Source organism: Stenotrophomonas sp. DDT-1 (assembly GCF_001580555.1).
Taxonomy (GTDB): Bacteria; Pseudomonadota; Gammaproteobacteria; order Xanthomonadales; family Xanthomonadaceae; genus Stenotrophomonas; species Stenotrophomonas sepilia.
The window spans coordinates 1-22,589 of the sequence record NZ_LEKR01000014.1 but is presented as its reverse complement, the minus strand read 5'-3'; the positions used below and the strand labels follow the sequence as shown (position 1 = coordinate 22,589).

At 67.1% G+C, this 22,589-nt stretch carries 18 protein-coding genes; 6 read left to right on the top strand and 12 right to left on the bottom strand.

The window, feature by feature from the left end; all coding sequences use genetic code 11:
- Nucleotides 1-20 precede the first annotated feature (20 nt).
- Nucleotides 21-1,025: a 2-hydroxyacid dehydrogenase gene (locus AB839_RS09345; RefSeq protein WP_061479137.1), complete on the bottom strand. Its 1,005-nt coding sequence runs from the start codon at nucleotides 1,023-1,025 to the stop codon at nucleotides 21-23.
- A 97-nt stretch (nucleotides 1,026-1,122) separates the two neighbouring features.
- Nucleotides 1,123-3,996 carry an autotransporter outer membrane beta-barrel domain-containing protein gene (locus tag AB839_RS09340; protein ID WP_061479136.1) on the bottom strand — a complete coding sequence of 958 codons (2,874 nt, stop codon included), beginning with the start codon at nucleotides 3,994-3,996 and terminating at the stop codon, nucleotides 1,123-1,125.
- Nucleotides 3,997-4,232: 236 nt separating this feature from the next.
- Here AB839_RS09340 and AB839_RS09335 point away from each other — a divergent pair, with 236 nt between their 5' ends.
- Genes AB839_RS09335 through AB839_RS09315 form a run of 5 tightly spaced genes read left to right on the top strand, consistent with a single transcriptional unit; the run spans nucleotide 4,233 to nucleotide 10,241 of the window.
- Complete coding sequence (locus tag AB839_RS09335) at nucleotides 4,233-4,760, top strand: sigma-70 family RNA polymerase sigma factor (RefSeq protein ID WP_080352916.1); 528 nt, start codon at nucleotides 4,233-4,235, stop codon at nucleotides 4,758-4,760.
- Nucleotides 4,757-5,725 carry a FecR domain-containing protein gene (locus AB839_RS09330; protein WP_061479135.1) on the top strand — a complete coding sequence of 323 codons (969 nt, stop codon included), beginning with the start codon at nucleotides 4,757-4,759 and terminating at the stop codon, nucleotides 5,723-5,725. The genes AB839_RS09335 and AB839_RS09330 overlap by 4 nt, the downstream gene beginning before the upstream one ends.
- An 11-nt stretch (nucleotides 5,726-5,736) precedes the next feature.
- A complete protein-coding gene (locus AB839_RS09325; protein WP_061479134.1) occupies nucleotides 5,737-8,535 on the top strand; it encodes a TonB-dependent receptor in 2,799 nt (932 codons plus the stop codon).
- Nucleotides 8,536-8,580: 45 nt separating this feature from the next.
- Entirely contained in the window at nucleotides 8,581-9,537 is a 957-nt protein-coding gene (locus AB839_RS09320; protein WP_061479133.1) for a hypothetical protein, read from the top strand.
- Nucleotides 9,534-10,241 (top strand): hypothetical protein, encoded by a 708-nt coding sequence (locus tag AB839_RS09315; RefSeq protein WP_061479132.1) that lies wholly within the window; start codon nucleotides 9,534-9,536, stop codon nucleotides 10,239-10,241. Before AB839_RS09320 ends, AB839_RS09315 begins: the two co-directional genes overlap by 4 nt.
- 82 nt (nucleotides 10,242-10,323) lie before the next feature.
- On the opposite strand, the gene AB839_RS09310 is transcribed toward AB839_RS09315, so the two are convergent.
- The 7 genes from AB839_RS09310 to murJ all read right to left on the bottom strand — a co-directional run bounded on the left by AB839_RS09310 (nucleotide 10,324) and on the right by murJ (nucleotide 19,991).
- Nucleotides 10,324-10,989: a lysoplasmalogenase gene (locus AB839_RS09310; RefSeq protein ID WP_061479131.1), complete on the bottom strand. Its 666-nt coding sequence runs from the start codon at nucleotides 10,987-10,989 to the stop codon at nucleotides 10,324-10,326.
- Nucleotides 10,986-12,869, bottom strand: coding sequence for a M61 family metallopeptidase (locus AB839_RS09305; RefSeq protein WP_061479130.1), 1,884 nt, complete (start codon nucleotides 12,867-12,869; stop codon nucleotides 10,986-10,988). Before AB839_RS09305 ends, AB839_RS09310 begins: the two co-directional genes overlap by 4 nt.
- 164 nt (nucleotides 12,870-13,033) lie before the next feature.
- A complete protein-coding gene (gene ispH, locus AB839_RS09300) occupies nucleotides 13,034-13,984 on the bottom strand; it encodes a 4-hydroxy-3-methylbut-2-enyl diphosphate reductase (protein ID WP_061479129.1) in 951 nt (316 codons plus the stop codon).
- A gap of 27 nt (nucleotides 13,985-14,011) precedes the next feature.
- Nucleotides 14,012-14,536: a signal peptidase II gene (gene lspA, locus AB839_RS09295; RefSeq protein ID WP_005415709.1), complete on the bottom strand. Its 525-nt coding sequence runs from the start codon at nucleotides 14,534-14,536 to the stop codon at nucleotides 14,012-14,014.
- Nucleotides 14,536-17,367, bottom strand: coding sequence for an isoleucine--tRNA ligase (gene ileS, locus AB839_RS09290; RefSeq protein WP_061479128.1), 2,832 nt, complete (start codon nucleotides 17,365-17,367; stop codon nucleotides 14,536-14,538). The genes lspA and ileS overlap by 1 nt, the downstream gene beginning before the upstream one ends.
- The gene (locus AB839_RS09285; protein WP_061479127.1) at nucleotides 17,364-18,311 is read right to left on the bottom strand and encodes a bifunctional riboflavin kinase/FAD synthetase; all 948 of its coding nucleotides are present in this window, start codon (nucleotides 18,309-18,311) and stop codon (nucleotides 17,364-17,366) included. The genes ileS and AB839_RS09285 overlap by 4 nt, the downstream gene beginning before the upstream one ends.
- A gap of 75 nt (nucleotides 18,312-18,386) precedes the next feature.
- Complete coding sequence (murJ, locus tag AB839_RS09280; RefSeq protein WP_095377769.1) at nucleotides 18,387-19,991, bottom strand: murein biosynthesis integral membrane protein MurJ; 1,605 nt, start codon at nucleotides 19,989-19,991, stop codon at nucleotides 18,387-18,389.
- 117 nt (nucleotides 19,992-20,108) lie between these two features.
- On the opposite strand from murJ, the gene rpsT reads away from it, so the two are divergent.
- Nucleotides 20,109-20,378 carry a 30S ribosomal protein S20 gene (gene rpsT, locus AB839_RS09275; protein ID WP_005408560.1) on the top strand — a complete coding sequence of 90 codons (270 nt, stop codon included), beginning with the start codon at nucleotides 20,109-20,111 and terminating at the stop codon, nucleotides 20,376-20,378.
- Nucleotides 20,379-20,596: 218 nt separating this feature from the next.
- On the opposite strand, the gene cgtA is transcribed toward rpsT, so the two are convergent.
- From cgtA to rplU, 3 genes are all read right to left on the bottom strand, one after another.
- Complete coding sequence (gene cgtA / locus AB839_RS09270) at nucleotides 20,597-21,649, bottom strand: Obg family GTPase CgtA (protein WP_061479125.1); 1,053 nt, start codon at nucleotides 21,647-21,649, stop codon at nucleotides 20,597-20,599.
- A gap of 177 nt (nucleotides 21,650-21,826) precedes the next feature.
- On the bottom strand, nucleotides 21,827-22,090 hold the full coding sequence (gene rpmA, locus AB839_RS09265; protein WP_005415704.1) for a 50S ribosomal protein L27: 264 nt from the start codon (nucleotides 22,088-22,090) through the stop codon (nucleotides 21,827-21,829).
- Nucleotides 22,091-22,108: 18 nt separating this feature from the next.
- A complete protein-coding gene (rplU, locus tag AB839_RS09260; protein WP_005408557.1) occupies nucleotides 22,109-22,417 on the bottom strand; it encodes a 50S ribosomal protein L21 in 309 nt (102 codons plus the stop codon).
- Nucleotides 22,418-22,589 lie beyond the last annotated feature (172 nt).

Sequence of the window (22,589 nt, the reverse complement as noted above, 5' to 3'; positions counted from 1 at the left end):
CTACAAGTGCGCCGCGACGCCTACTCATCCCCCACCCGGTTCGCACACACCCGCCCCTCGGCGAAATCCCGCAGGTTCCCCAGCGTAATCGCCGAGATCTCCTGCAGCGCCTCCACGGTGAAGAAGCCCTGGTGGCCGGTCACCAGCACGTTGGGGAAGGTCATCAGGCGCTGGAAGGCCTCGTCGTCGATGATCTCGCCGGAGAGGTCCTGGAAGAACAGCGCGCTTTCCTGCTCGTACACGTCGATGGCCAGATGACCCAGCCGCCGTGACTTCAGCGCGCGGATCACCGCATGGGTATCGACCAGCCCGCCGCGCGAGGTGTTGACCAGCATCGCGCCGGTCTTCATCCGCGCCAGCGAGGCGTCGTTGATCAGGTGCTGGGTATCGGGCGTCAGCGGGCAATGCAGCGACACGATATCGGCGCGCGCCAGCAGTTCATCCAGCCCAACCATGTCGCCCACGCCGGCGAAGGCCGGCGATGGATACGGGTCGTGCCCCAGCACGATGCAGCCCATGCCCCTGAAGATGCGCGCAGTAGCCAGGCCGATCTTGCCGGTGCCGACGATGCCGACCGTGCGCCCGTGCAGGGTGCGCCCGAGCAGGCCATCGAGCATGAAGTTGCCTTCGCGCACGCGGTTGTAGGCGCGATGGGTCTGCCGGTTGAGGGTCATCACCAGCGCCAGTGCATGCTCGGCCACGGCCTCGGGCGAATAGGCAGGAACACGGGCCACGAAAAGATTCAGCGCTTTCGCGGCGACGAGATCCACGTTGTTGAAACCGGCGCAGCGCAGCAGCACGGCGCGCACGCCCAGCGCATGCAGCGCGTGCAGTACCGGCGCGTCCAGGCGGTCATTGACGAACACGCATACCGCGGCGCATTCCTGTGCCAACGCAGCGGTATGCACGTCCAGCGCGGCATCGAAGTACACGAACACAAAGCCCTGCCCGGCCGCATCGCGCTGGTTGGCCTCGCCGAGGAAACGACGATCGTAGGGGCGGGCACTGAAAACGGCGATCTGCATGACGGGGCCTGGCTGGAGTTCCCTGCCGACCATACCGCAGCACCTGCCCTGATGGGATGGCCCCGGCGATACGCATATCGCCGGGGCCGGGTACCACTTAGAACCGATAGCCCAGGCCCAGCATCACGCCGTTCTGGATCTGCCCGTCGCGGCGCTCACCGACGTAGTCGGCCATGATCGACAGGCGCTCGCTGGCACGACTGGTCACGCCCAGGTTCCAGGCCAGCACCTGCTCACCCACGGCCTGGCTGCTGGCACCAAACACTAGGTCCGGGGCCGCAGCAAAGCCGGTGCTGTAGCGCGCCTGGGTGTCACCCAGTTCCTTCTGCCAGACCACGCGGGCACGCGGGGTGATGCGCTCGCCGTTGTTGCCCTCGAAGGTCTTGAACAGCTGCAGGCCGGCACCCACACGAATGCTCTCCAGGCTGCCGCTGCGGCCGAGCAGCGCACCGGCGCCCTGCCCCTCGTTGAAGCGGGTGGCCGAAGTGCGCGCGTAGTCCACCACCGGCAGCAGCGGCTGGATCACCAGGCCCTTGCCGGTGGTGAAGGAGAACGCGTGTTCGACTCGCGCCGAGATCGCATCGTTGCTGTATCGGGCGCGCAGCGGCTGTTGCAGGCCATCGATGGCCGAAAGGCTGCGGCGGGTGTCATGCCGCAGGTCGGTGTAGCGCACGGCCGCCGACAGATAGCCCCGCGAATAGGTCGCATCCAGATAGCCGCCCACATCCAGCGCGCGTACGTCGCCACTGAAACCGGAGCCATCGCTGGCCTTGGTCGACATGTCCGCCGCGGCCACGCTGACCCCCAGCGTGACACGGTCATCGGCCACGCGGGTGTCGGCACCGACCACGATGCCACCGATGTTGTGGCTCAGGCCGGCCACGCCGCCGTCGGCATCGATGCGGCCATGGCTGGCGAAACCGCGTGCCCACAGGCCATGGCTGCGCCCCGCCACGCGGCTGTCGCCAGCAGCCTCGCCCGCCGGCTCGACCAGATGCATGGCCAGCTGATTGAACAGGCTGCCATGGCGCATGCCCGGCTGCGCTGAGACCGACTGCGCCGCCTGCGAAGCCAACCCGTCTGCATCGCCGCCACTGCGCATCGCTGCCTGGTGCTGCTGCACGACGTTGCCGATGCTGCCGATCAGTGCATTGTCGGCCAGGCGCAGGCTGGCGTGCGCGTCACCGCGCAGGGCGCCAGCCTGCTGTGCGATCACATCTCGGTCAGCGAACTGCAGCGCGCCGAGCAACGACTTCAGGCCGCTGTCCTGCCGGTCCGATGCAGCGGCCAGCGCGCGCCCCAGGCCGTCGCCGGAGGTGCCGTTGGTGAACAGGCCCAGCTGGTCGAAGCCTGGATTGGCAGTCAACCACAGGCCATCGGCGGTCTGGTTGACGTTGAAGCTGAGCAGCGAATTGTGGCGCGGGCGGAACACTTCACCGGCCGTGATGCTGGCGCTGTAACCGGCATCGCCCAGCCGCACGGCATCCTGGAAGCCCCCCTGGTAGATCGGTCCTTCCACCAGGTCGCGACGGTAGGTGCCGGCATAGAAGCCCTGGGCCACGTTCAGCGCCAGATGTGCGCCCTGCGCGATCACAAGCGCGCCCTCCTCGGAGCCGCCATCGTAGAAGCTGCCCACGCGCAGGCGGCCACTGCCGGCACCACCCGCTTCGGTAACATCGAACAGCACCTGCCCGCCGGGCATGATGTTGACGTAGCCGTGGGTCACCAGATCACCGCCACGCGGCATCAGCGTGCCGAACACGCGCAGGCGGTTGAAGCCATCCTCGCGGTAGGACGGGCCGGTGCCATCCAGCAACGCATCGCTGTCGGTGCCGACCGATGCGATATCGCCATGGCCGACCACGATGCTGCCCGGCATCACCCGCAGTTCGGGGGTGCGCAGCGCACCACCCTCCAGTGCGATGGTGCCGTTGTCCACCAGAATGAAATCGGCGCCAGTGGTTTCGGCGGTGCGCCAGGTGGCGCCGTTGCTGACACGGATCACGCCCGCCGAACTGGCCAGGGTGGACGCATCCAGATCGGCCAGCCGCAACTGGCCGCGCAGCTCATCCTGGAGGTCGGGATCGGCGAGCAGCTGTTGCAGCGACTGCGTGCCGATGCCGTTCGGCCCCCGCGTGGAGACGTTGTACAGGCTCACCGCGTAGTTGATGTAGGTGCTGGCCCAGTCGGTGTTCCAGCGCGCGAAATCGTCGTCGACGAAGGCCTGCAGCTGGCGCGCGGTGCGCAGGTAGCCCGGGTTGATGTCGCCGCTGACGTTGCTGGTGACACGGAGGGTGTCGCCCGGATCGCGATAGCCTGCCGTGTTGATGATGTTGTTGCCGCGGATGTCCTGGCTCGGGAACGACTCCAGCTTGCTGCCGCTGCCATCCGGATCGAAGGTGACCGACGTACCCGTGGTGCGCGCCGGGTCGCGGAATACCAGCAGGCCATTGGGTTGAACCACTTCATACATCGCCTTGTGCAACAGGCCCGCATCCATGCCGCCGCCGTAGTTGCCTGTGTAGATCTGGGTCATGCGCGCTGACGGCGCATAGGTGATCTTGCCGCCACTGCTGGCGGCATGGATCTGCACCGAGTCGACCAGTGGCAGATCGCCGCCGAGGTAACGGTTGACGCCACCGGACTGCATGATCGAGCAGGACGAGATGCAGTGGCCGGACACGATGGTGTCCAGGCCCTGGGTGCGGATCACCGCCTGCAGCCACTCGCCAGCGATCAGCGCGCCACCATTGGATGTGCGCAGCACGACTTCGCGGATCGGACGGCCTTCAGCCTGTGCCTTGGCCAGCAGCGCGGGCAGCGCCACCACGTCGGCGACGGTGACGCCGCCGCTGAGGAAGACGCGATCGTCCCGCACGTGATAATTCATTGCCATGACGTCATCAACCGCCGCCATGGCGGTGATGCCCATCAGCCCGGCCAGGGCCAGGCTCAACTTCGAATGCTTCATGTGTTCTCTCTCCACCCGCAACACACGGGTCAGGAGTTCAACGTCCGGGCGGCGCAAACTCCCCCAGCGCACCAGCCCCCGAAACATGAATGCATTCACAATGGAATCAGGGGCCATGCACACTCTTCCCCATCCGGTCATCGTCGCGTAAAACTCGAAGACGCACCCGCCACCGACGCCCGAGGCCAGCCCTGTCCACGCCCTCTCCTCTGATCCATCGCGCGCCGGACCTGTCCGTGCCGACGGACGCGTTCATTGCGTTCGTACGGGAAGAACGCGCGCCGTTGTGCGCTTTCCTGCGCACGCGCGGCGTTGGGCCGGAGGATGCCGAGGACATCGCGCAGGACTGCATGGAGCGGCTGATCCGCTATCGCGCGCACAGTGCCGACGAGCTGCGGTTGCTGCTGTATCGTATCGCCCGCAACCGCCTGGCAGACCGCGGCCGCTCGTCGCAGTCGCGGCCACACCTGTCTCTTGCCGAACACGATGGCGGCGACGAGCCCTCCAGCACGTCGCCCGATCCATTGCGCCAGGCCGAGTCCGGGCAGATGCTGTCCCTGCTGCGGCAGGCCCTGTTCAAGCTGCCCGAGCGCGCGCGCGAGGTGTACCTGCTCAACCGGATCACCGGCATGAGCTATACGCAGATCGCGCGGCACTGTGGAATCACCGCCAAGACCGTGGAAAAACATATCGCCCGCGCCCTGCAGGGCCTGCGCCAGGAACTCGGATCGGATCCGCTGCACAACGACAGGGACAACGGATGAGTCACGCCAGACCCAGGGAAGACACCCTGCTGTTTGAACGCGCCAGCGCCTGGGTGGCGCGGCTGGAGGCTCCGGACTGCACGCCGGGCGAGCGAGAGAGGTTCGAGGACTGGCTGGCCGAGGACCCGGCCCATGTCAGCGCCTGGATCCAGGCCGAGACCCTGTTCCAGCGGGGCGAAGAACTGGCCGCCGACCCGTGGCTGCGCACCGCCGCAGCACGTGCGGCACGGCCGGCGCAGCGTCGCTGGCTGCCGGCAGTGGCCGCCGCCGCAGGCGTCTGCCTGGCCATCGGGATCGGCTGGATGGTCGCCATCGACGGCAACCCCACACCGCTGCGCTATGCCAACGATTCCCACCAGCCCCGGCAGCAGACGCTGGCCGATGGCAGCGTGGCCACGCTGGATGCGGGCACCACGCTGCACGCCCGATTCGGTTGGCGCCATCGCAACCTGGTGCTGGAACGGGGCCGCCTGCAGCTGCAGGTCGCACCGTCGAGCAAAGCGCTGCAGCTGCGCGCCGGCGACAGCACCATCCGCGACATCGGCACCACCTTCCAGGTGGAGCGCCTGAACGACGGCCTGGTCGAAGTCGCGCTACTGGAAGGTGCGGTGGAAGTCAGCAATGGGGGGGGCCAGCACACCCTGGCACCCGGCCAGCAGCTGCAGGTGCTGCCCTCGGGCCGCTTCCAGCCCGGCCCGGCGCTGTCGTCCAATGCCGCTGCCGAAGGCTGGCTGAAGGGACAGCTGGTGTTCGATGCCACGCCGCTGTCGATCGTGGTCGAGCGCATGAACCGCTACGGTCGCACGCCGCTGGTGATCGCCGATCCCGAGATCGCCAGCCTGGCCGTGAGTGGCACCTTCCGTGCCGGCGATGCGCAGGAACTGCTGTCGGCGCTGGAACTGGGCTGGTCGGTGGCTGGCCAGGCGCGACCGGATGGCGCGCTGGAACTGCGCCGCACGTACTGAGGAGGCCTGCAGTGAAGGCAGTACCAGGCGCGCTGCGGGAGGGGCTGCTCCGCACCCTGTTCTGCTTCGCACTGAGCTTCGCCGCGCTGCCCTCTGCCGATGCAGCCGAACAGGCCGGCACCCTGGAGGTCGATGTGGGTTCAGGCCCGCTCGCACCTGCCCTGCAGCAATGGGCGCGCCAGAGTGGCATCGCCCTGCTGTTCGATGCGCGTGAACTGGATGGCCTGCGCACGGCCGGCACCCATGGCCATAGCGACGCGGCCGCGGCCCTGAAGGAACTGGTCGCCGGCATGCCGGTGACCATCCTGCGCACGCCTGCCGGTGGATTCGTCGTCCGCCGCACCCGGCCGGCACCGCCATCGCCACCGCCGGTCGCAGCGCGTGCGATGCCCGCGGCACCGTCGCCGGGCAGGGTGCCCGAGACGCCACCGCAGGTGGAGCTGGCGCCGATCCATGTCACCGGCAGCCGGCTGCCGCGCACCTCCGTGCAGACCACGCTGCCGGTGACCATCATCGACCGCGATGACATCCTGCGCAGCGGTTACGGCAGCCTGTTCGACCTGCTGCGGCACTTGCCGGGCATGAACGGCCACCCGGCAATGAGCACCTCGCGCAGTGGCGATTCGCAGTACCTGCCGGTGGGTGCGGCCACCACCACCAGCCTGGACGGCATGGGACCGCGTGCGACCTTGTTCCTGGTCAATGGCCGGCGCCTGCCACGCTATCCGATGGTGTCGCTGGAACAGGGCGGGCTCACCGACCTGGGGGGCATCCCGCTCAGCTTCGTCGAGCGCATCGAACTGGTGCGTGGCGGTGCATCGGCCATCTATGGAGCCGACGCGATGTCCGGCGTGGTCAACATCATCCTGCGTGACCAGGCAGATGGCCCTGAAGCCATGCTGCAGACCGGCCTGAGCGGGCGCGGCGACGCCGGCCAGTATCGCCTGCAGGCGGCCACCGGTGGCGTGCGCGACGGAGGGGACCGCTGGTTCGCTGGCATCGACCTGCATCGCATCGACCACGTGGCCGGCGATCGCCGCGAATGGCATGCGGAAACCTCGCAGTACCTGATCGGCGCGTTCCGCGATGGACGCTACTGGCCGGCAACGCGCTGCGAAGGGCCATTGAAACGGCGCGATGGTGCCTGCTGGTTCGACAGCGCACGCCCGCGTTCGCTGCAACCGGCCTCGGACACCGCCTCGGCCTACCTGCGCTATCGGCATGAGCGCGGCGAGGGTCGCTATGCCTACGCCGAGGCACGGGCCAGCCACAACCGGCAGCGCTTCGACCTCGGCCCGACCGCCGTAGCCATCGGACTTTATGGGTTCACCTTCAACAGCGTGCTGCGCGAAGCCGGCAACGTGCGTCCGCATGTACGTGCCACCGATGCCGACGTCACCTTCGGCATCGGCCGCGACCAGGGCCGCCGCAGCTGGGATGCCGGCATCAGCGCACAGCGCAGCGATGTCACTCTGACGACGTCCGGCACCGTGCGCGCCCAACCACTTTTGCGCGCGGCCGAGACGCTGGATTTCCTGCCCGGCTTCACCTCGTTGCCGGCAGAGACCGCCGCGCAGTTGTTCCCGTCGATCCGCAACCGCGGGCGCACCGAGCAGTGGCAGGGCTGGTGGGGCATGCAGCGCGAGTTGATGCCATTGGCCGGCGGTGCTGCACAAGTGGCCACCGGCATCGACCTGCGCCAGGAACGCTGGACGTCGCATCCCGACGCGCTGCTGAGCCAGGGCGACCTGGCGCTGGGCCTGCCACAGGAACAACGCCACCTGTCACGCCGCAGTGGCGGTGCCTACGCCGAACTCGGCCTGCCATTGGCGCGCACGCTGCGCATGGACCTGGCAGCACGCTGGGACCGCGATGGCGATTACCAGGCTTTCTCGCCCCGCGTGGGCGTACGCTGGAGCCCGACACCGCAGTGGTCATTCCTGCTTGCCACCGGGCGCGGCTACCGGGCCCCCAGCCTGTTCGAGCAACGGCGGCCGCCGGGCTATTTCGGCGCGATCGAACTACCCGCCTCCAGTGCACTGCCCGACTGCGCGCAGAGCAACGGCAACGGACGCTGCAGCGTAACCGTGGACGTGGTGGAGAACGATGCGCTGAAAGCGGAGCGGTCGCGCAGTCATTCCTTGGGTGCGACCTGGACACCGACCGATGCGTTCTCACTGTCGCTGACCCACAACATCGTCGAACTGCGCAACGAGATCCTGGCCCTGCAACCGGCCGACGCAGTGTGGAATTCAAGCACGTGGGAGTTGGACGAGGACGGCAACCTGCACAACCTGCGCCTGTCCTTCGACAACATCGGCCGCACCACATCGCGCAACCTTGTTCTGCGCGGGGAGTACCACATCGACACCGGCAGCGCCGGCCAGTGGCTGTTCTCCGTCGATGCATTGAAACAGCAGGAGCTACGCCGCGAGCGTGGCCACGAAGCGACGGTGGACCTGCGTGGCCATGTCACGCCAGCGATGGCCGCCGTGCTCAATGTGCAGTGGCAGAACAGCAACTGGGACATCGCCCTGCGCGGCAACCAGGTAGGGCGCACGCGTGCCTGGCTGCCCGGTGCGGAATGCCCGGAGGAACAGCGCGAGCAGAACCATTGCATGAATCCGCGGCAGCTGCGCTGGAACCTGCATCTGGCAAGGCGGCTGGGGCCGCGCGTGGTCGCCGCGCTGGACGTGCACAACGTGCTCGACACGCAACCGGTGAACTACCTGGTCGGCAATGGCGGCCAGATGCCGGGGCTGGACGATCCACTTGGCCGCTACTTCCTGCTGACCCTGCAGATCCGCTGAGCGTAGTACCCTACGCGCCCTGTTCCATCGGTCCCCCACCACCCCATGAAGGCCTATCTCTGGTTCTGGGGCGCGTTCCTGCTGTTCTTCGCGTTGCCCTTCCCGTGCATCCTCTACTTCGGCACGTCGTGGCCGGTGCCACTGGCCGACCGCAGCGCGCCATGGCTGGCCCTGCTGCTGCTCGCGCTGTCGCTGGCCCTGTGGCTCGCGTTGCTGCTCGCCTTCCTGCACCACCTGCTGCTGGGCCCGCCGCGCGCGCTGCATCGGGTGCGCACCATCCTGGCCGACGGTGAGCCACGTGAGGCGTTGATCGAACAGGCCGAGCAGACCGGCGTGCACGTGCGCGGCTTCGCGCAGTGGAAGCTGCAACTGGGCTTCCAGAACCTGTCCGGCACGCCGATCAACGAGCAGATGCTGGTGGTGGACAGCAAACCGCAGCTGCAGCGTTTCGTGGCCGGCCAGCGCATCGAGGCTCGCCTGAGCCGGATGCCGGGTGCGTTCCCCAATGTGGTGCTGGACGGTGCCCAGCCCGAACTTGATGTCGCCAGCCTTTGGCGCCGCGGCGCCGGAGCGGTCATCGGCATCGTCGTGGTTGCCAGCGCCTACGTGCTCGCCTATCGGCTGCAGAGCGAGGGCCTGGGCTGGACGTTCCTGTCCTTCGGCCACCCACTGCTGGTGTGCCCGCTGGTGTTGTGCGGCTACGCCCTGGGTCTGCGCGTCCTGGGGCGCCTGCTGCAGGCCGATGCACGCGGCGACGCGCTGAAGTACCGCGGCATCGGCGTGGATGCGAAGGTGCTGAAGCTGCGCCAGACCGGCACCTACCTCAACGAGCAGCCGCAGGTGGAGTTCCAGCTGGAATACATCGACCGCGAAGGTGGCGTACAGCAGGTGAGCGTGCGCCGCTTCATCCCGTTGATCGAGCTGGCCAACCTTCCACGCGAGCAGGTCACGTTGCTGTACGACCCGGAAGATCGCGGCAACGTTCGCCTGGAGGGTGTATGAAGCAGCCCCCCTCGACGCGACTGGTATTTTCGATGGTGCTGCTGTTGCTGGCCGGCGTCGCCGTTGCCGGCGGGGCACTGCAGACCCTTGCCGAAACGATGGGCCATCCGGTGCAGGATGACCGCGCAACCACGCCGATCACCACGCCCCCACCGCGCGAGCGGCCTGCTTCGCTCGCACCGATTCCCGAACCGCGGTCGATGCCGATGCCCGAACGCAGCAACCGCTTGTTCGATGCGGACTACCTGCTGGCCGCCCGCCAGGCACTGGAACAGATGCCAGCCCTGGCCGGGCACCGGTTGATGGTGTTCCACAGCATCCACTTCTACGACGACGGCCGCATCAATCTGGACCTGGTCGATCCGCAGCAACCCACGCACGTGGACAGCTACCACTTCGAGCACGGCCAGTGGCGTAAGGGCGAGCCGGTCGATCCGCAGCGCTTCGCGCCCACCATCACCCTGCGCCGCAGCAGCACGGCGCTGGCCAACATTGATTTCGAGGCGGTGCCACGCGTCGCCCAGGCGCTGCAGGCGCAGCGCAACGCGCTGATGGCCACGCCGGGTGACGTCGGCCACGTCTATGTGATCGTGCGCAAGGGTGGCAAGCTGGTGTGGCTGCCGGATGAAGTCGCCGGCGATCGCCAGTCCGCACGGCTCTCGTTCGACGCACAGGGCCGTTCCGGCAACGCGAGCCTCCGATAGTCAACGCAAAGAGGGGACGGAGGGGATTAAGTCGTTTGCGCCTTGGTGCCGTCTGCGACTTAATCCCCTCCGTCCCCTTTTTCTATTTCACCGAACGGGCGATGGCGTACTGCGCGCCGTAGTAGGTGGACAGCACCAGCAGGCTGGCCAGCGGCAGGCCCCCGGCGAAGCGGTCCCAGGCCAGCAGCGAATCGCTGGCGGCGAACAGCAGCGCACCGGCGGCCGCCCAGCGGGCGCTGCTGGCTTCCATTGCATCGGTGTGCGGTCGCCGCCACTGGCGTGCGAGCGCCAGTACCGCCATCGATGCCAGCACCACCACGTATGCCAGCACCGGAATGCGCATCGGTGCGGGCAGGTGCGGCCACAGCCCAAGCACATTGAGTACAGCGAACGCACCGAGCAGGATGCTGGCGGCGAGCAGGCCACGCCCGGCACGCAGGCCCTCACGGAAGGCGACGATGTAGCAGAGGTGCGCCAGCAGGAACGCCACCAGCCCCGGTACGAACGCGTCCATCGGCAACATCAGCGCGATGTCACCCACGCACGACAGCAGCATGCCGGCCAGCACCGCGCGCCGGTAGGACGGCCGCGCAGGATCACGCACCCGCCAGGCGATGGCAGCGATCAGCAGCGTGGTCGCCGGCTTCGCCAGCCAATGCAGCCAGCGCCCGTCACCGTGCAGGAACGCGCCGATGATGGCGAGGACCGCCATCAGAAGGATCCCGACGTCGCGCACGCGCGCTGTCATCGCGCCTTCCACAGATCCGCCAGACGGTCAGGCTTGCCGGCAATGCGCTCCAGCACCGGATACTGCAGGCCACCGTGGTAGTCGATGTTCATCGTGTCGATCCGATCGAACTGCTTCACCAGCAGCACGATCGGCGCCTTGTCCTTGGCCGCCGTCGCCACCGCATCCTTCAAGCGCTGGCTGCTGTACTCGCGCCCGCCAACCGCGATCACCTTCATGCCGGGTGCAAGACCGGCGTTGAACGCCGGGCTGTCCCAGATCACGTCGCCGACCACGCCGCTGTCGAGCACGGTCGCGCCCAGCGAGTACGCCAGCAACGCCGCCTTGGCGCGTTTCTCCTGTGCCTTGTAGGCGTCGTTCGGGGTATCGCGGTAGACCAGCTTCCAGCCCGCCAGTTCCAGCCCCCCGGTCAACGAACCGTGGCCGTCCAGGCGCCCGCGCAGGAACGTCGCCCAGTCGTAGCGCGCGATGCCGTTCAAGGTCGCCACCACGTCGTCGAAGGTGTACGGGTTGACGTCCCAGTCGCCGTTGCCGACGCCGAAGAACGCACGCGCGAAGTCATCCAGGCTGCGACGGTTGCCGCTCAGCGCGCGCAGCTTGCCCTCCACTTCCAGCCACAGCATCTGGCCACCGGAGTAATAGTCTTCGCTCATCTGGTAGTTGCGGTACGGCAACGTCCGGCGCTGGGCGATGGTCGGGTCGTTGGTGGTGTCCTGCAACGGCCGCCACGCCAGGCCCGGACGGCCGCGATCATAGGTCGCGGCCACATTGGCCAGCATGTCGCGTGCCTGCGCGACCGACCACAGCCCAGAGCGCGCCGCCAACACCTGCCCCCAGAACTGGGTCTGCCCCTCGTATACCCACAGCAGGCTGTCACCCATCGGCGTGTTGAAGTTGGCGGTGGCCAGGTCAGCGCCACGGCGGTATTTGCCGTTCCAGGAATGGGTGTACTCGTGCGGCAGCAGATCGCGCATCCAGGCGTTGTCGTCCCACTCGGTGAAGTAACCCGGGTCGGCGCTGTTCTCGCTGGAGCGGTGATGCTCCAGGCCGATGCCGCCAAGACGGTCGGTCAACGCCAGCAGGAATTCATAGTGGTTGTAGTGACGCGCACCGTAGAGCTTGTCGGCCTGCTGCACCAGCGCGCGGTGCATCATGATCTGCGCCTCGCTCGGCTTCAGCGACTTGGCTTCGTCGGCAAACACATTGAGGTGCACCGGCACCTTCGCGCCCGGATCGAGATCGATGCGCTGGTAGTGCTCGCCAGCAAACAACGGCGAATCGACCAGATGGTCATACGAGATCGGCTTGAACACCACGGTATCGCCGTCGCGGCGCGCGGTTTCCAGCGCAGTGGCAAACGACCAGCCCTTGGGCAGGGTCACGCTGGCCTGCGCCTGCAGGTCGCGTGCATCGACGCCGGCCGGATACAGCGAGTTGGCATTCCACTGCAGGTTGAGCATCTCCGGGGTCATCACCACCCGCCCCTGGCTGCCCCCCTGCGAGGACAGGAAATCGAAGTGGGCGACGATCTCGCTGACGCCCTCGGGCACGTCCACCTTGAACGCATAGACGTTGTACTGGTCGCGCTGCCAGGCCAGCGGCTTGCCGTTGGCGGTGACACGCAGGCCGGCCAGTTTGTCGATCGGGCCAGTGGGTGAATGGTTGCCGGGAATCCACTGCGGGTACAGCAGGGTCATCGGGCCGGGCTTGGCCGGCACGGTGGCAGTCACCTTGAAGATGCGCCGGGCCAGGTCACGCGCATCCACATCGATGCGCAGCAGTCCTGGGGCTGCGGCATCACCCGATGGCGAGGCCTGCGCCAGCGCGGGCGTGGCGGCCAGCGCGAACAGCAACGACATCGCCAGGGCTCGGGTCTTCATCGGCAACTTCCAGCAGCGGAGCATCCTCCGATGCTAGGCCTGTGCGGTGCCCTGCCCCATGGCCAAAGGTCATGGGCGGTGCGCCCATCAGTGCATGCCAAAGGCGTGCGAACCAAGGTTCGCACCCACCTTGTGCAGTTCTCACCTACCAGAGCCAGGCCGGGTCAGTCGACCAGGCGCAGACGCAGTTCCTTCGGCAGCGCGAACACCATCGATTCCGGCTCGCCGTCCAGCTCGCCCACGCCACTGGCACCCAGCTCGGCCAGGCGTGCCAGCACGCCATCGACCAGCACCTGCGGTGCCGAGGCGCCGGCAGTCACGCCGATGTGCTGCTTGCCCACCACCCACGCCGGGTCGATCTCGTGCGCACCGTCGATCAGGTACGACTCCACACCTTCACGGCGGGCCAGTTCGCTCAGACGGTTCGAGTTGGAGCTGTTCGGCGAACCGACCACCAGCACCAGGTCGCAGCGCTTGGCCAGATCGCGTACGGCGTCCTGGCGGTTCTGCGTGGCGTAGCAGATGTCGTCGTTCTTCGGGCCCTGCATCGCCGGGAAACGCTCGCGCAGCGCATCGATGATGCCGCGCGTATCGTCCACCGACAGCGTCGTCTGGGTGGTGTAGGCGAAGTTGTCCGGCTGGTTGATCTGCAGCGTGGCGACCTGCTCGACATCCTCGACCAGGTAGATCTGGCCGGTTCCGGCTTCGCGGTTCCACTGGCCCATGGTGCCTTCCACTTCCGGGTGACCGGCATGGCCGATCAGCACCACGTCACGGCCGGCACGGCAGTGGCGGGCGACCTCGAAGTGGACCTTGGTCACCAGCGGGCAGGTCGCATCGAACACCTTCAGGCCACGACGCTCGGCTTCCTGGCGCACGGCCTGCGAGACGCCATGCGCGCTGAAGATCACCGTGTTGTTGTCCGGCACTTCATCGAGCTCCTCGACGAAGATCGCGCCGCGCTGCTTCAGGTCGTCGACCACGAAGCGGTTGTGCACCACTTCATGGCGGACGTAGATGGGCGCGCCCAGCGTTTCGATCGCGCGCTTGACGATCTCGATCGCACGATCGACACCGGCACAGAAACCACGCGGGTTGGCGAGCAGCACATCCATCAGTTCAATCTCCCGGCAGCGGCCGGCTTACGGTTTCGGATTGGCATTATCCGCCTTTTTGGCGGACTTGCCGTCGAACAGGCCAAACAGGGCGATGCCGATGGCACCCACCACGATGGCCGAGTCGGCGATGTTGAACGAGGGCCAGGTGTAGCTGCCCACGTACCACTGGATGAAATCGACCACGTGGCCGTGCACCTGGCGGTCGATCACGTTGCCGATGGCGCCGCCGATGATCAGCGCGTACGGCACTGCGGCCTTCCAGTTGCCACGGGCGGTACCGCGCAGCCACCAGGCCATCAGGCCGCTGATGGCGATCGCCAGCGCGGTGAAGAAGTACTTCTGCCAACCACCGGCGTCGCTCAGGAAACTGAATGCCGCGCCGGTGTTGTAGGTGCGGTACCAGTTCCAGAAGCCGTCGATGACCACCACCGGCTGGAACTCCGGCAGGCTCGACAGCACCCAGGCCTTGGACCACTGGTCCAGGCCGATGATGGCCGCCGACAGCAGCAGCCAGACCAGGGCGTTCGGATGCGGACGGGACGCGGCCATCAGAACCAGCTCCGCACTTCGCCGGCGCCGGTCACGTTGCTCACGCAGCGGCCGCACAGTTCCGGATGGTCGGCGTTGCTGCCGACGTCGGCGCGGTGGTGCCAGCAGCGCACGCACTTGGCCTTGGTGGTCGGCTGGGCGCTGACGAACACCTCGTCGGTGGTCGCCGGGCGCACCTGCACGTCGCCACTGATGAACAGGAAACGCAGTTCATCGGCCAGCGGCTGCCAGCGCGCGGCCTGCTCTTCGCTGGCGGCGATGGTGATCTCCGCTTCCAGCGCGGCACCGATCGCACCGTTGGCGCGCATCGGCTCGAGTACCTTGGCCACCTGCTCGCGCACGGCCAGCAGCTGGTCGAAGTCAGCGGCATTGAGCTGGGCATCCGCCGGCAGCGGCGCCAGGCCGTCGTACCAGGTGGTGAACAGCACATGGCCGGCACGTTCGCCCGGCAGGTAGCCCCACAGCTCGTCGGCGGTGAAGGTCAGGATCGGCGCCATCCAGCGGGTGAACGCTTCGGCGATGTGGTACATCGCGCTCTGTGCCGAACGGCGACCGTGCGAATCGGTCGGCATCGTGTACAGGCGGTCCTTGGTCACATCCAGGTACAGCGAGCCCAGGTCCACGCTGCAGAAGTTCAGCAGCAGCTGCACGATCTCGGCCATGTTGTAGCCGTCGTAGGCCGCCTTGATCTTCTCCTGCAGCTCCCAGGCGCGATGCACGATCCAGCGGTCCAGCGCGACCATCTGCTCGAGCGGTTGCAGGTGCCGGGCCGGATCGAAACCGTCCAGGTTGCCGAGCAGGAAGCGTGCGGTGTTGCGCAGGCGGCGGTAGGCGTCAGCATTGCGCTTCAGGATTTCCTGCGACAGCGACATCTCGTTGCTGTAGTCGGCCGAGGCGATCCACAGGCGCAGGATGTCCGCGCCCAGCTTGTTCATGATGTCCTGCGGCTCGATGCCGTTGCCCAGCGACTTGGACATCTTGCGGCCGTGCTCGTCCACGGTGAAACCATGGGTGAGGCACTGCTTGTACGGCGCGCGCTTGTCGATCGCCACGCCGGTCAGCAGCGAGGACTGGAACCAGCCGCGGTGCTGGTCGGAGCCTTCCAGGTACAGGTCGGCCGGCTTGCCGAAGCCACGCGCGGCGAGCACGCCTTCATGGGTCACGCCCGAATCGAACCAGACGTCGAGGATGTCGGTGACCTTCTCGTAGTCGGCCGCTTCGGCGCCGAGCAGCTCGGCGGCGTCCAGCGAGTACCACACGTCGATGCCCTCGGCTTCGACGCGGTCGGCGACCTGCTGCATCAGCTCCACCGAACGCGGATGGATCTCGCCGGTCTGGCGATGGGTGAACAGTGCGATCGGCACGCCCCAGGTGCGCTGGCGCGAGATGGTCCAGTCCGGGCGACCGTCGACCATGCTCTGGATGCGCGCCTTGCCCCAGGTCGGGAACCAGCCGACAGTGTCGATCGCAGCCAGCGCATCGCTGCGCAGGTTGGCCTTGTCCATCGAGATGAACCACTGCGGGGTGGCGCGGAACACCACTGGCGTCTTGTGGCGCCAGCAGTGCGGGTAGCTGTGGCGGATCGGGTGGAAGGCCAGCAGCGCACCGTTGTCGCGCAGCACGCCGACGATGGCCTCCTGCGCCTTCCACAGGTGCTGGCCGGCCAGCACCACCTCACCGGCCGGCGGGGTCGATTCCAGGTACACGCCACGGCCGTCGATCGGGGTCACCTGCCCGGCGTTGTACTTGTCCAGCAGGCCGTACTTCTGGCTGACCACGAAGTCTTCCTGGCCGTGACCGGGGGCGGTGTGCACCGCACCGGTACCGTCCTCGTCGGAGACGTGGTCGCCGTTGAGCAGCGGGATATCGCGCTGCGGATAGAACGGGTGTGCCAGCAGCTGGTTCTCCAGTGCCGCGCCGGTGGTTTCACCGTGCAGCACCACGCTCTCGACGCCGTAGCGCTGCAGCGCGCGCTCGGCCAGCGCGGCGGCCAGCACCAGCCAACGGCGCTTGCCGTTGTGGGCCGGGCCTTCGGCCAGCACGTAGTTGATTTCCGCACCCAGCGACACCGCCAGCGAGGCCGGCAGCGTCCACGGCGTGGTGGTCCAGATCGGTACGGCCACTTCGACGTCGGCCGGCACGCCCACGCCGAACGCCTGGCCGATGGCCTGCGCATCGCGCGCGGCGTAGGCGACGTCGATCGCCGGCGATTCCTTTTCCTGGTACTCGATCTCCGCCTCGGCCAGCGCCGAGCCACAGTCGAAGCACCAGTACACCGGCTTGGCGCCACGCACCAGGTGTCCGTTGGCCACGACCTTGGACAGCGCACGGATCTCGTTGGCTTCGAAGTCGAAGCTCAGGGTCTTGTACGGGTTGTCCCAGTCGCCGGTCACGCCCAGGCGCTTGAAGTCCACGCGCTGGATGTTGATCTGCTCTTCGGCGAACTCGCGGCACTTCTGGCGGAATTCGACGGCGTCGAGCTTGGTGCCGACCTTGCCCCACTTCTTTTCGACCGCGATCTCGATCGGCAGGCCATGGCAGTCCCAGCCCGGCACATAGGGCGCATCGAAGCCGGCCAGGTAGCGCGACTTGACGATGATGTCCTTCAGGATCTTGTTGACCGCGTGGCCCAGGTGGATGCGGCCGTTGGCGTACGGCGGGCCGTCATGCAGCACGAACAGCGGGCGGCCGGCGGCGTTGTCACGCAGCTGCTGGTAGAGCCCCTGCGCTTCCCACCGCGCCAGAATGCCCGGCTCGCGCTTGGGCAGGTCGCCGCGCATCGGGAATTCGGTGGCTGGCAGGTTCAGGGTGGTCTTGTAGTCCTGGCTCACGCAGTGGCTCGCAATCTATGTTCGGAAAGGAGGGCGCGCGCCTGTTCGGCGTCGCGGTGCATCTGGTCGGTCAGTGCCGCCAGATCATTGAATTTCTCTTCGTCGCGCAGCTTGGCGACAAACTCCACGTCGATGTGGCGCCCGTACAGGTCGCCCTGGAAATCGAACAGGTGGGCCTCCAGCAGCGGCTCCACGCCGTCCACTGTCGGCCGGGTGCCGAAGCTGGACACCGACGGCCACGGCTGGTCGAACACGCCGTGCACCCAGGTCGCGTAGATGCCCGACAGTGCCGGGGTCTTCGGGAAGCGCAGGTTGGCGGTGGGGAAGCCCAGCGTACGGCCAAGCTGGCGCCCGCGCACCACCCGCCCGCTGATCGCGTAGGGGCGGCCGAGCAGGTCGTTGGCGCGGGCGAAATCGCCCCCCTGCAGCAGCTGGCGGATGCGGGTGCTGGAAATGCGCTCGCCATGCAGGTCCACCGCTTCAATCTCGCCGGCGCTGAAGCCCAGTTCGGCGCCCATCTCCTGCAGCAGTGCCAGATCACCGCGGCGGCGGTTGCCGAAGCAGAACTCCGGCCCGATCCAGACTTCGCGGGCGCCCAGCCGGTGCACCAGCAACTGGCGCACGAAGGTCTCGGCCGGCATCGCCGCCATCGCGGCATCGAAACGCAGCAGGCCGATCGCATCGACGCCGAGCTCGCGCAGGATCTCGACCTTGGTGCGCGCCAGGGTCAGCCGCGGCGGCGGCGTGCCCTGCGCGAAGAACTCACGCGGCAGCGGTTCGAATGCCACGGCCACTGCGGCCACGCCCAAGGCGCGCGCGCGGGCGACCGCGTGGCGGACCAGCGCACGATGGCCCAGGTGAAGGCCGTCGAATGCACCGATACAGACCACGCTTCCGTTGGGGAACAGCTCCCCGCCCTCGACGCTTCTGAACAGCCTGCTCATCAACTCTCGTTCCGGCCCGACCGGGGCCGCCGCTTCAATGGTGTAACCCTGAAGTATAGCCGCCACGGGCCGCGATCAATGCCCGCGCAGGTCGCGCGGGCGGAAGCCCATCGCCAGCATGGCCACCGCATAGGTCGCGCCGCCGCCGCCGACCAGCAACGCCAGGGCACCGATCCGCTCCCACACACGCATCGCGGAGAAACCCGGCAGCCAGTGCAGCAGGGCCAACAGCACGCCAACCATGGCCGCGCAGGCCAGCACCAGGCGCAGCAGATAGCCGCCCCAGCCTGGCCGGCGCTGGTAGACATCGGTCTTGCCCAGCCAGTACCAGAGCAGGCCCAGGTTCAGGTAACTGGACAGCGCGCTGGCGATGCCCAGTGCCAGGTGCAGGCCCGGCTGCTTGCCGATCGCCGCCATCACGCCCTGCGCCTTCAGCGCGTCGGGGACCATCACCTGGTACAGCACGGCCAGCAGGGCGAAGTTGAACACCATGTTGGCCACCAGCGCCGCCACCCCGGCGCGCACCGGGGTCTTGGTGTCCTGGCGGGCGTAGAAGGCCGGCAGCACCACCTTCAGCAGGGCGAATGCCGGCAGGCCGAAGCTCAGGCCGTACACCGACAGCGCGGTCATGCGGGTGTCGAAGGCGCTGAACTGGCCGTGCTGGAAGATGGTCGCGATCAGCGGCTCGGCCAGCAGCAGCAGGCCCAGCATGGCCGGCACCGAGATCAGCAGGGTCATGCGCAGGCCCCAGTCCAGCGAACGCGAGAAGCCCTCGCGGTCGGTGCTGACATGGTGGCGGGCCAGCGCCGGCAGGATCACCGTCCCTAGGGCCACGCCGAACACGCCCAGCGGCAGCTCCAGGAAGCGGTCGGCCAGCGACAGCCAGGACTGCGAGCCGTCGGTCAGCTTGGCCGCGATCACCGTATCCAGCAGCAGGTTGATCTGCGCCACCGAGGAACCAAACAGGGTCGGCACCATCAGCGTCATCACCTTGCGCACGCCCGGGTGGCGCCAGCCCCAGCGCGGCAGGGTCAGCAGGTTGATGCCCTTCAGCGAGGGCAGCTGGAACAGCAACTGCAGGATGCCGGCGGCCAGCACCGCCCAGCCCAGCGCCAGGATCTGCTTTTCCGGCGTACCGCCCAGCCGCGGTGCCAGCCACAGCGCGCCGGCGATCATGCACAGGTTGAGAATGACCGGGGTCAGCGCCGGCATGGCAAAGCGCTGGAAGCTGTTCAGCGCACCACCGGCCAGTGCGGTCAGCGAGACGAACAGCAGGAACGGGAAGGTCAGGCGGAACAGGTCGACCAGCAGGCCCTGCTTGACCGGATCGGTATCAACGCCACTGGAAAAGACCGAGGCCAGCTGCGGCGCGAAGATCAGCGCCAGTGCGGTGACCAGCATCAGCACCCCGCCCAGGGTGCCGGCGGTACGGGCCATCAGTTCGCGCAGCTCGGCGTGGCTGCGGGTTTCCTTCACTTCCGTGAACACCGGCACGAAAGCGGTGGCAAAAGACCCTTCGGCGAACAACCGGCGCAGGAAATTGGGTACTCTGAAGGCGACCCAGAAAGCATCAGTGATGGCGTTGGTGCCGAACGTGGTGGTCACCACGAAGTCCCGGACAAGTCCGAGAACGCGCGAGACCATGGTCATGCTGCTGAACGACAGCAGGCCCCGCAACAACTTGGGTGAACTCACTCAGCGTCCCTCTTGACAATCGACTTGACGTGCATTTCTTACGCCATCATACTAGCTAGCTTGCTGTTCCCATAACACCGATTTTTTCAGGAAACCACCACCGTGGCCAATATCAAGTCCGCCAAGAAGCGCGCCAAGCAGACCGTCGTGCGCAACGCGCGCAACGTGGCTCAGCGCTCGATGCTGCGCACCGCTGTCAAGAAAGTGATCAAGGCGCTGGACGCCAACGATGCCGCCGGCGCCGAAGCCGCCTTCGCCGTTGCCCAGCCGATCCTGGATCGCTTCAGCGCGCGTGGCCTGATCCACAAGAACAAGGCTGCTCGCCACAAGAGCCGCCTGAACGACCGCATCAAGGCCCTCAAGGCCGCCTGATCCGGCGTTGCCGCCCTGCCCTTCGGGGTTGGGCTGCAGACAAAAGCCCGGCCCCGGCCGGGTTTTTTATTGCCTGCGGTTTCCACCCTGTAGAGCCGAGCCCATGCTCGGCTGGCCGCGCGAACAGCAGCCGAGCATGGGCTCGGCCCTACAGAAGAGCGGTAGCCAACAAAAAAACCCGGCCAAAGCCGGGTTTTTTGCACGGAACCACAACGCCATCATTGCGCGTCGCGGGCTTCCTGCTCTTCTTCCTTCTGGCGATCGAAGAAGGCCATGATCCGGCTCATGATCGGGAAGGTGCCTTCGCGACCCAGTGCGGAGACCAGGAACCACGGCTCCTTCCAGCCCAGCTCGGCAACGATCTGCTCGGCCGCAGCCTGCGCCTCGTCTTCGAACATCAGGTCAGCCTTGTTCAGCACCAGCCAGCGCGGCTTTTTCAGCAGTTCCGGGTCGTGCTTCTCCAGCTCGCGCTCGATCGCACGCACCTGCTCCACCGGCGAGATGCCGTCCACGCCCCCTTCCATCGGCGAGATGTCCACCAGGTGCAGCAGCAGGCGGGTGCGCTGCAGATGGCGCAGGAACTGCGCGCCCAGGCCGGCACCATCGGCCGCGCCTTCGATCAGGCCCGGAATGTCGGCGATCACGAAGCTGCGGTGGTTCTCCACCTTCACCACGCCCAGGTTCGGGTACAGCGTGGTGAACGGGTAATCAGCCACCTTCGGCGTCGCCGCTGAAACGGCGCGGATCAGGGTGCTCTTGCCGGCGTTGGGGAAGCCCAGCAGGCCGACATCGGCCAGCAGCTTCAGCTCCAGCTTCAGCGTGCGCTCCTCGCCCGGCTCGCCCGGCAACGCCTGGCGCGGCGAGCGGTTGGTCGAGCTCTTGAAGTGCATGTTGCCCAGGCCGCCACGACCGCCCTTGGCCACCAGCAGGCGATCGCCGTGCCGGGTCAGGTCGCCGATGACTTCATCGGTGGCCACGTTGATCACCACGGTGCCGACCGGCACGGTGATGGTCAGGTCTTCGCCGCCCTTGCCATAGGCCTGGCGGCCCATGCCGTTCTCGCCGCGCTGCGCCTTGAAGATGCGGTCATGACGGAAGTCGACCAGAGTGTTCAGGTTTTCGTCGGCGCGGATGTACACGCTGCCGCCCGCACCGCCGTCGCCGCCGTCCGGGCCGCCGAGCGGAATGAACTTCTCGCGACGGAAGCCAATGCAGCCGTTGCCGCCGTTGCCGGCGAACACTTCGATTTCTGCTTCGTCTACCAGTTTCATTGTTTCGATGCCTGCGATGGGCGTGGCCTGCCGGCCGCCGCCTTGAATGTTATGCCTGCCGATGGCCGGCAGCCCGGCCTGGCCGGTCTTGCTTCAACTCTAACGAAAAGCCCCGCCGAAGCGGGGCTCTTCATGCAGCACTCCCATGCCGGGGCACGGGTGCCGGCGATGCCTGGATCAGGCGTCGGCCGAGACGATGCTGACGGTGCGACGCTTCTTGGCGCCCTTGACCGAGAACTCCACCTTGCCGTCCACGAGGGCGAACAGGGTGTGGTCACGGCCCAGGCCAACGCCCGAACCCGGGTGGAACTGGGTGCCGCGCTGACGCACGATGATGTTGCCGGCTTCGATGGCCTGGCCGCCGAAGATCTTGACGCCCAGGTACTTCGGGTTGGAGTCGCGACCGTTGCGCGAGGAGCCTACGCCCTTTTTATGTGCCATGACTGCTTCTCCTGATGCTTAGCCGGCGATGCCGGTGATCTCGATTTCGGTGTAGTACTGACGGTGACCCTGACGCTTCATGTGGTGCTTGCGGCGACGGAACTTGATGATCCGGACCTTGTCAGCACGACCCTGGGACAGGACCTTGGCGGTGACGGCAGCGCCCTTCAGCGCATCGCCCAGCTTCACGCCGTCGCTGTCACCCAGCATCAGGATGTTGTCAAACTTGATCTCGCTGCCGACTTCGACTTCGAGCTTTTCAATGCGGAGCTTTTCGCCCTGCGCCACGCGGTATTGCTTACCGCCGGTGACCAGTACTGCGTACATGACCAGGCCTTCCTCTGTAGTTATTGTGGTCTGAGCTGCCGCCATCGAGGGCGGACAGGAGCGGGATTGTACGCAGAACATCGGGCGCGGGTCAAGTCAACCCCTGGACGGCCTGGGGGGGGCACGGCCGGAACCGGGTCAGATCCCTTTTCACGTCGTGAAAAGGGATCTG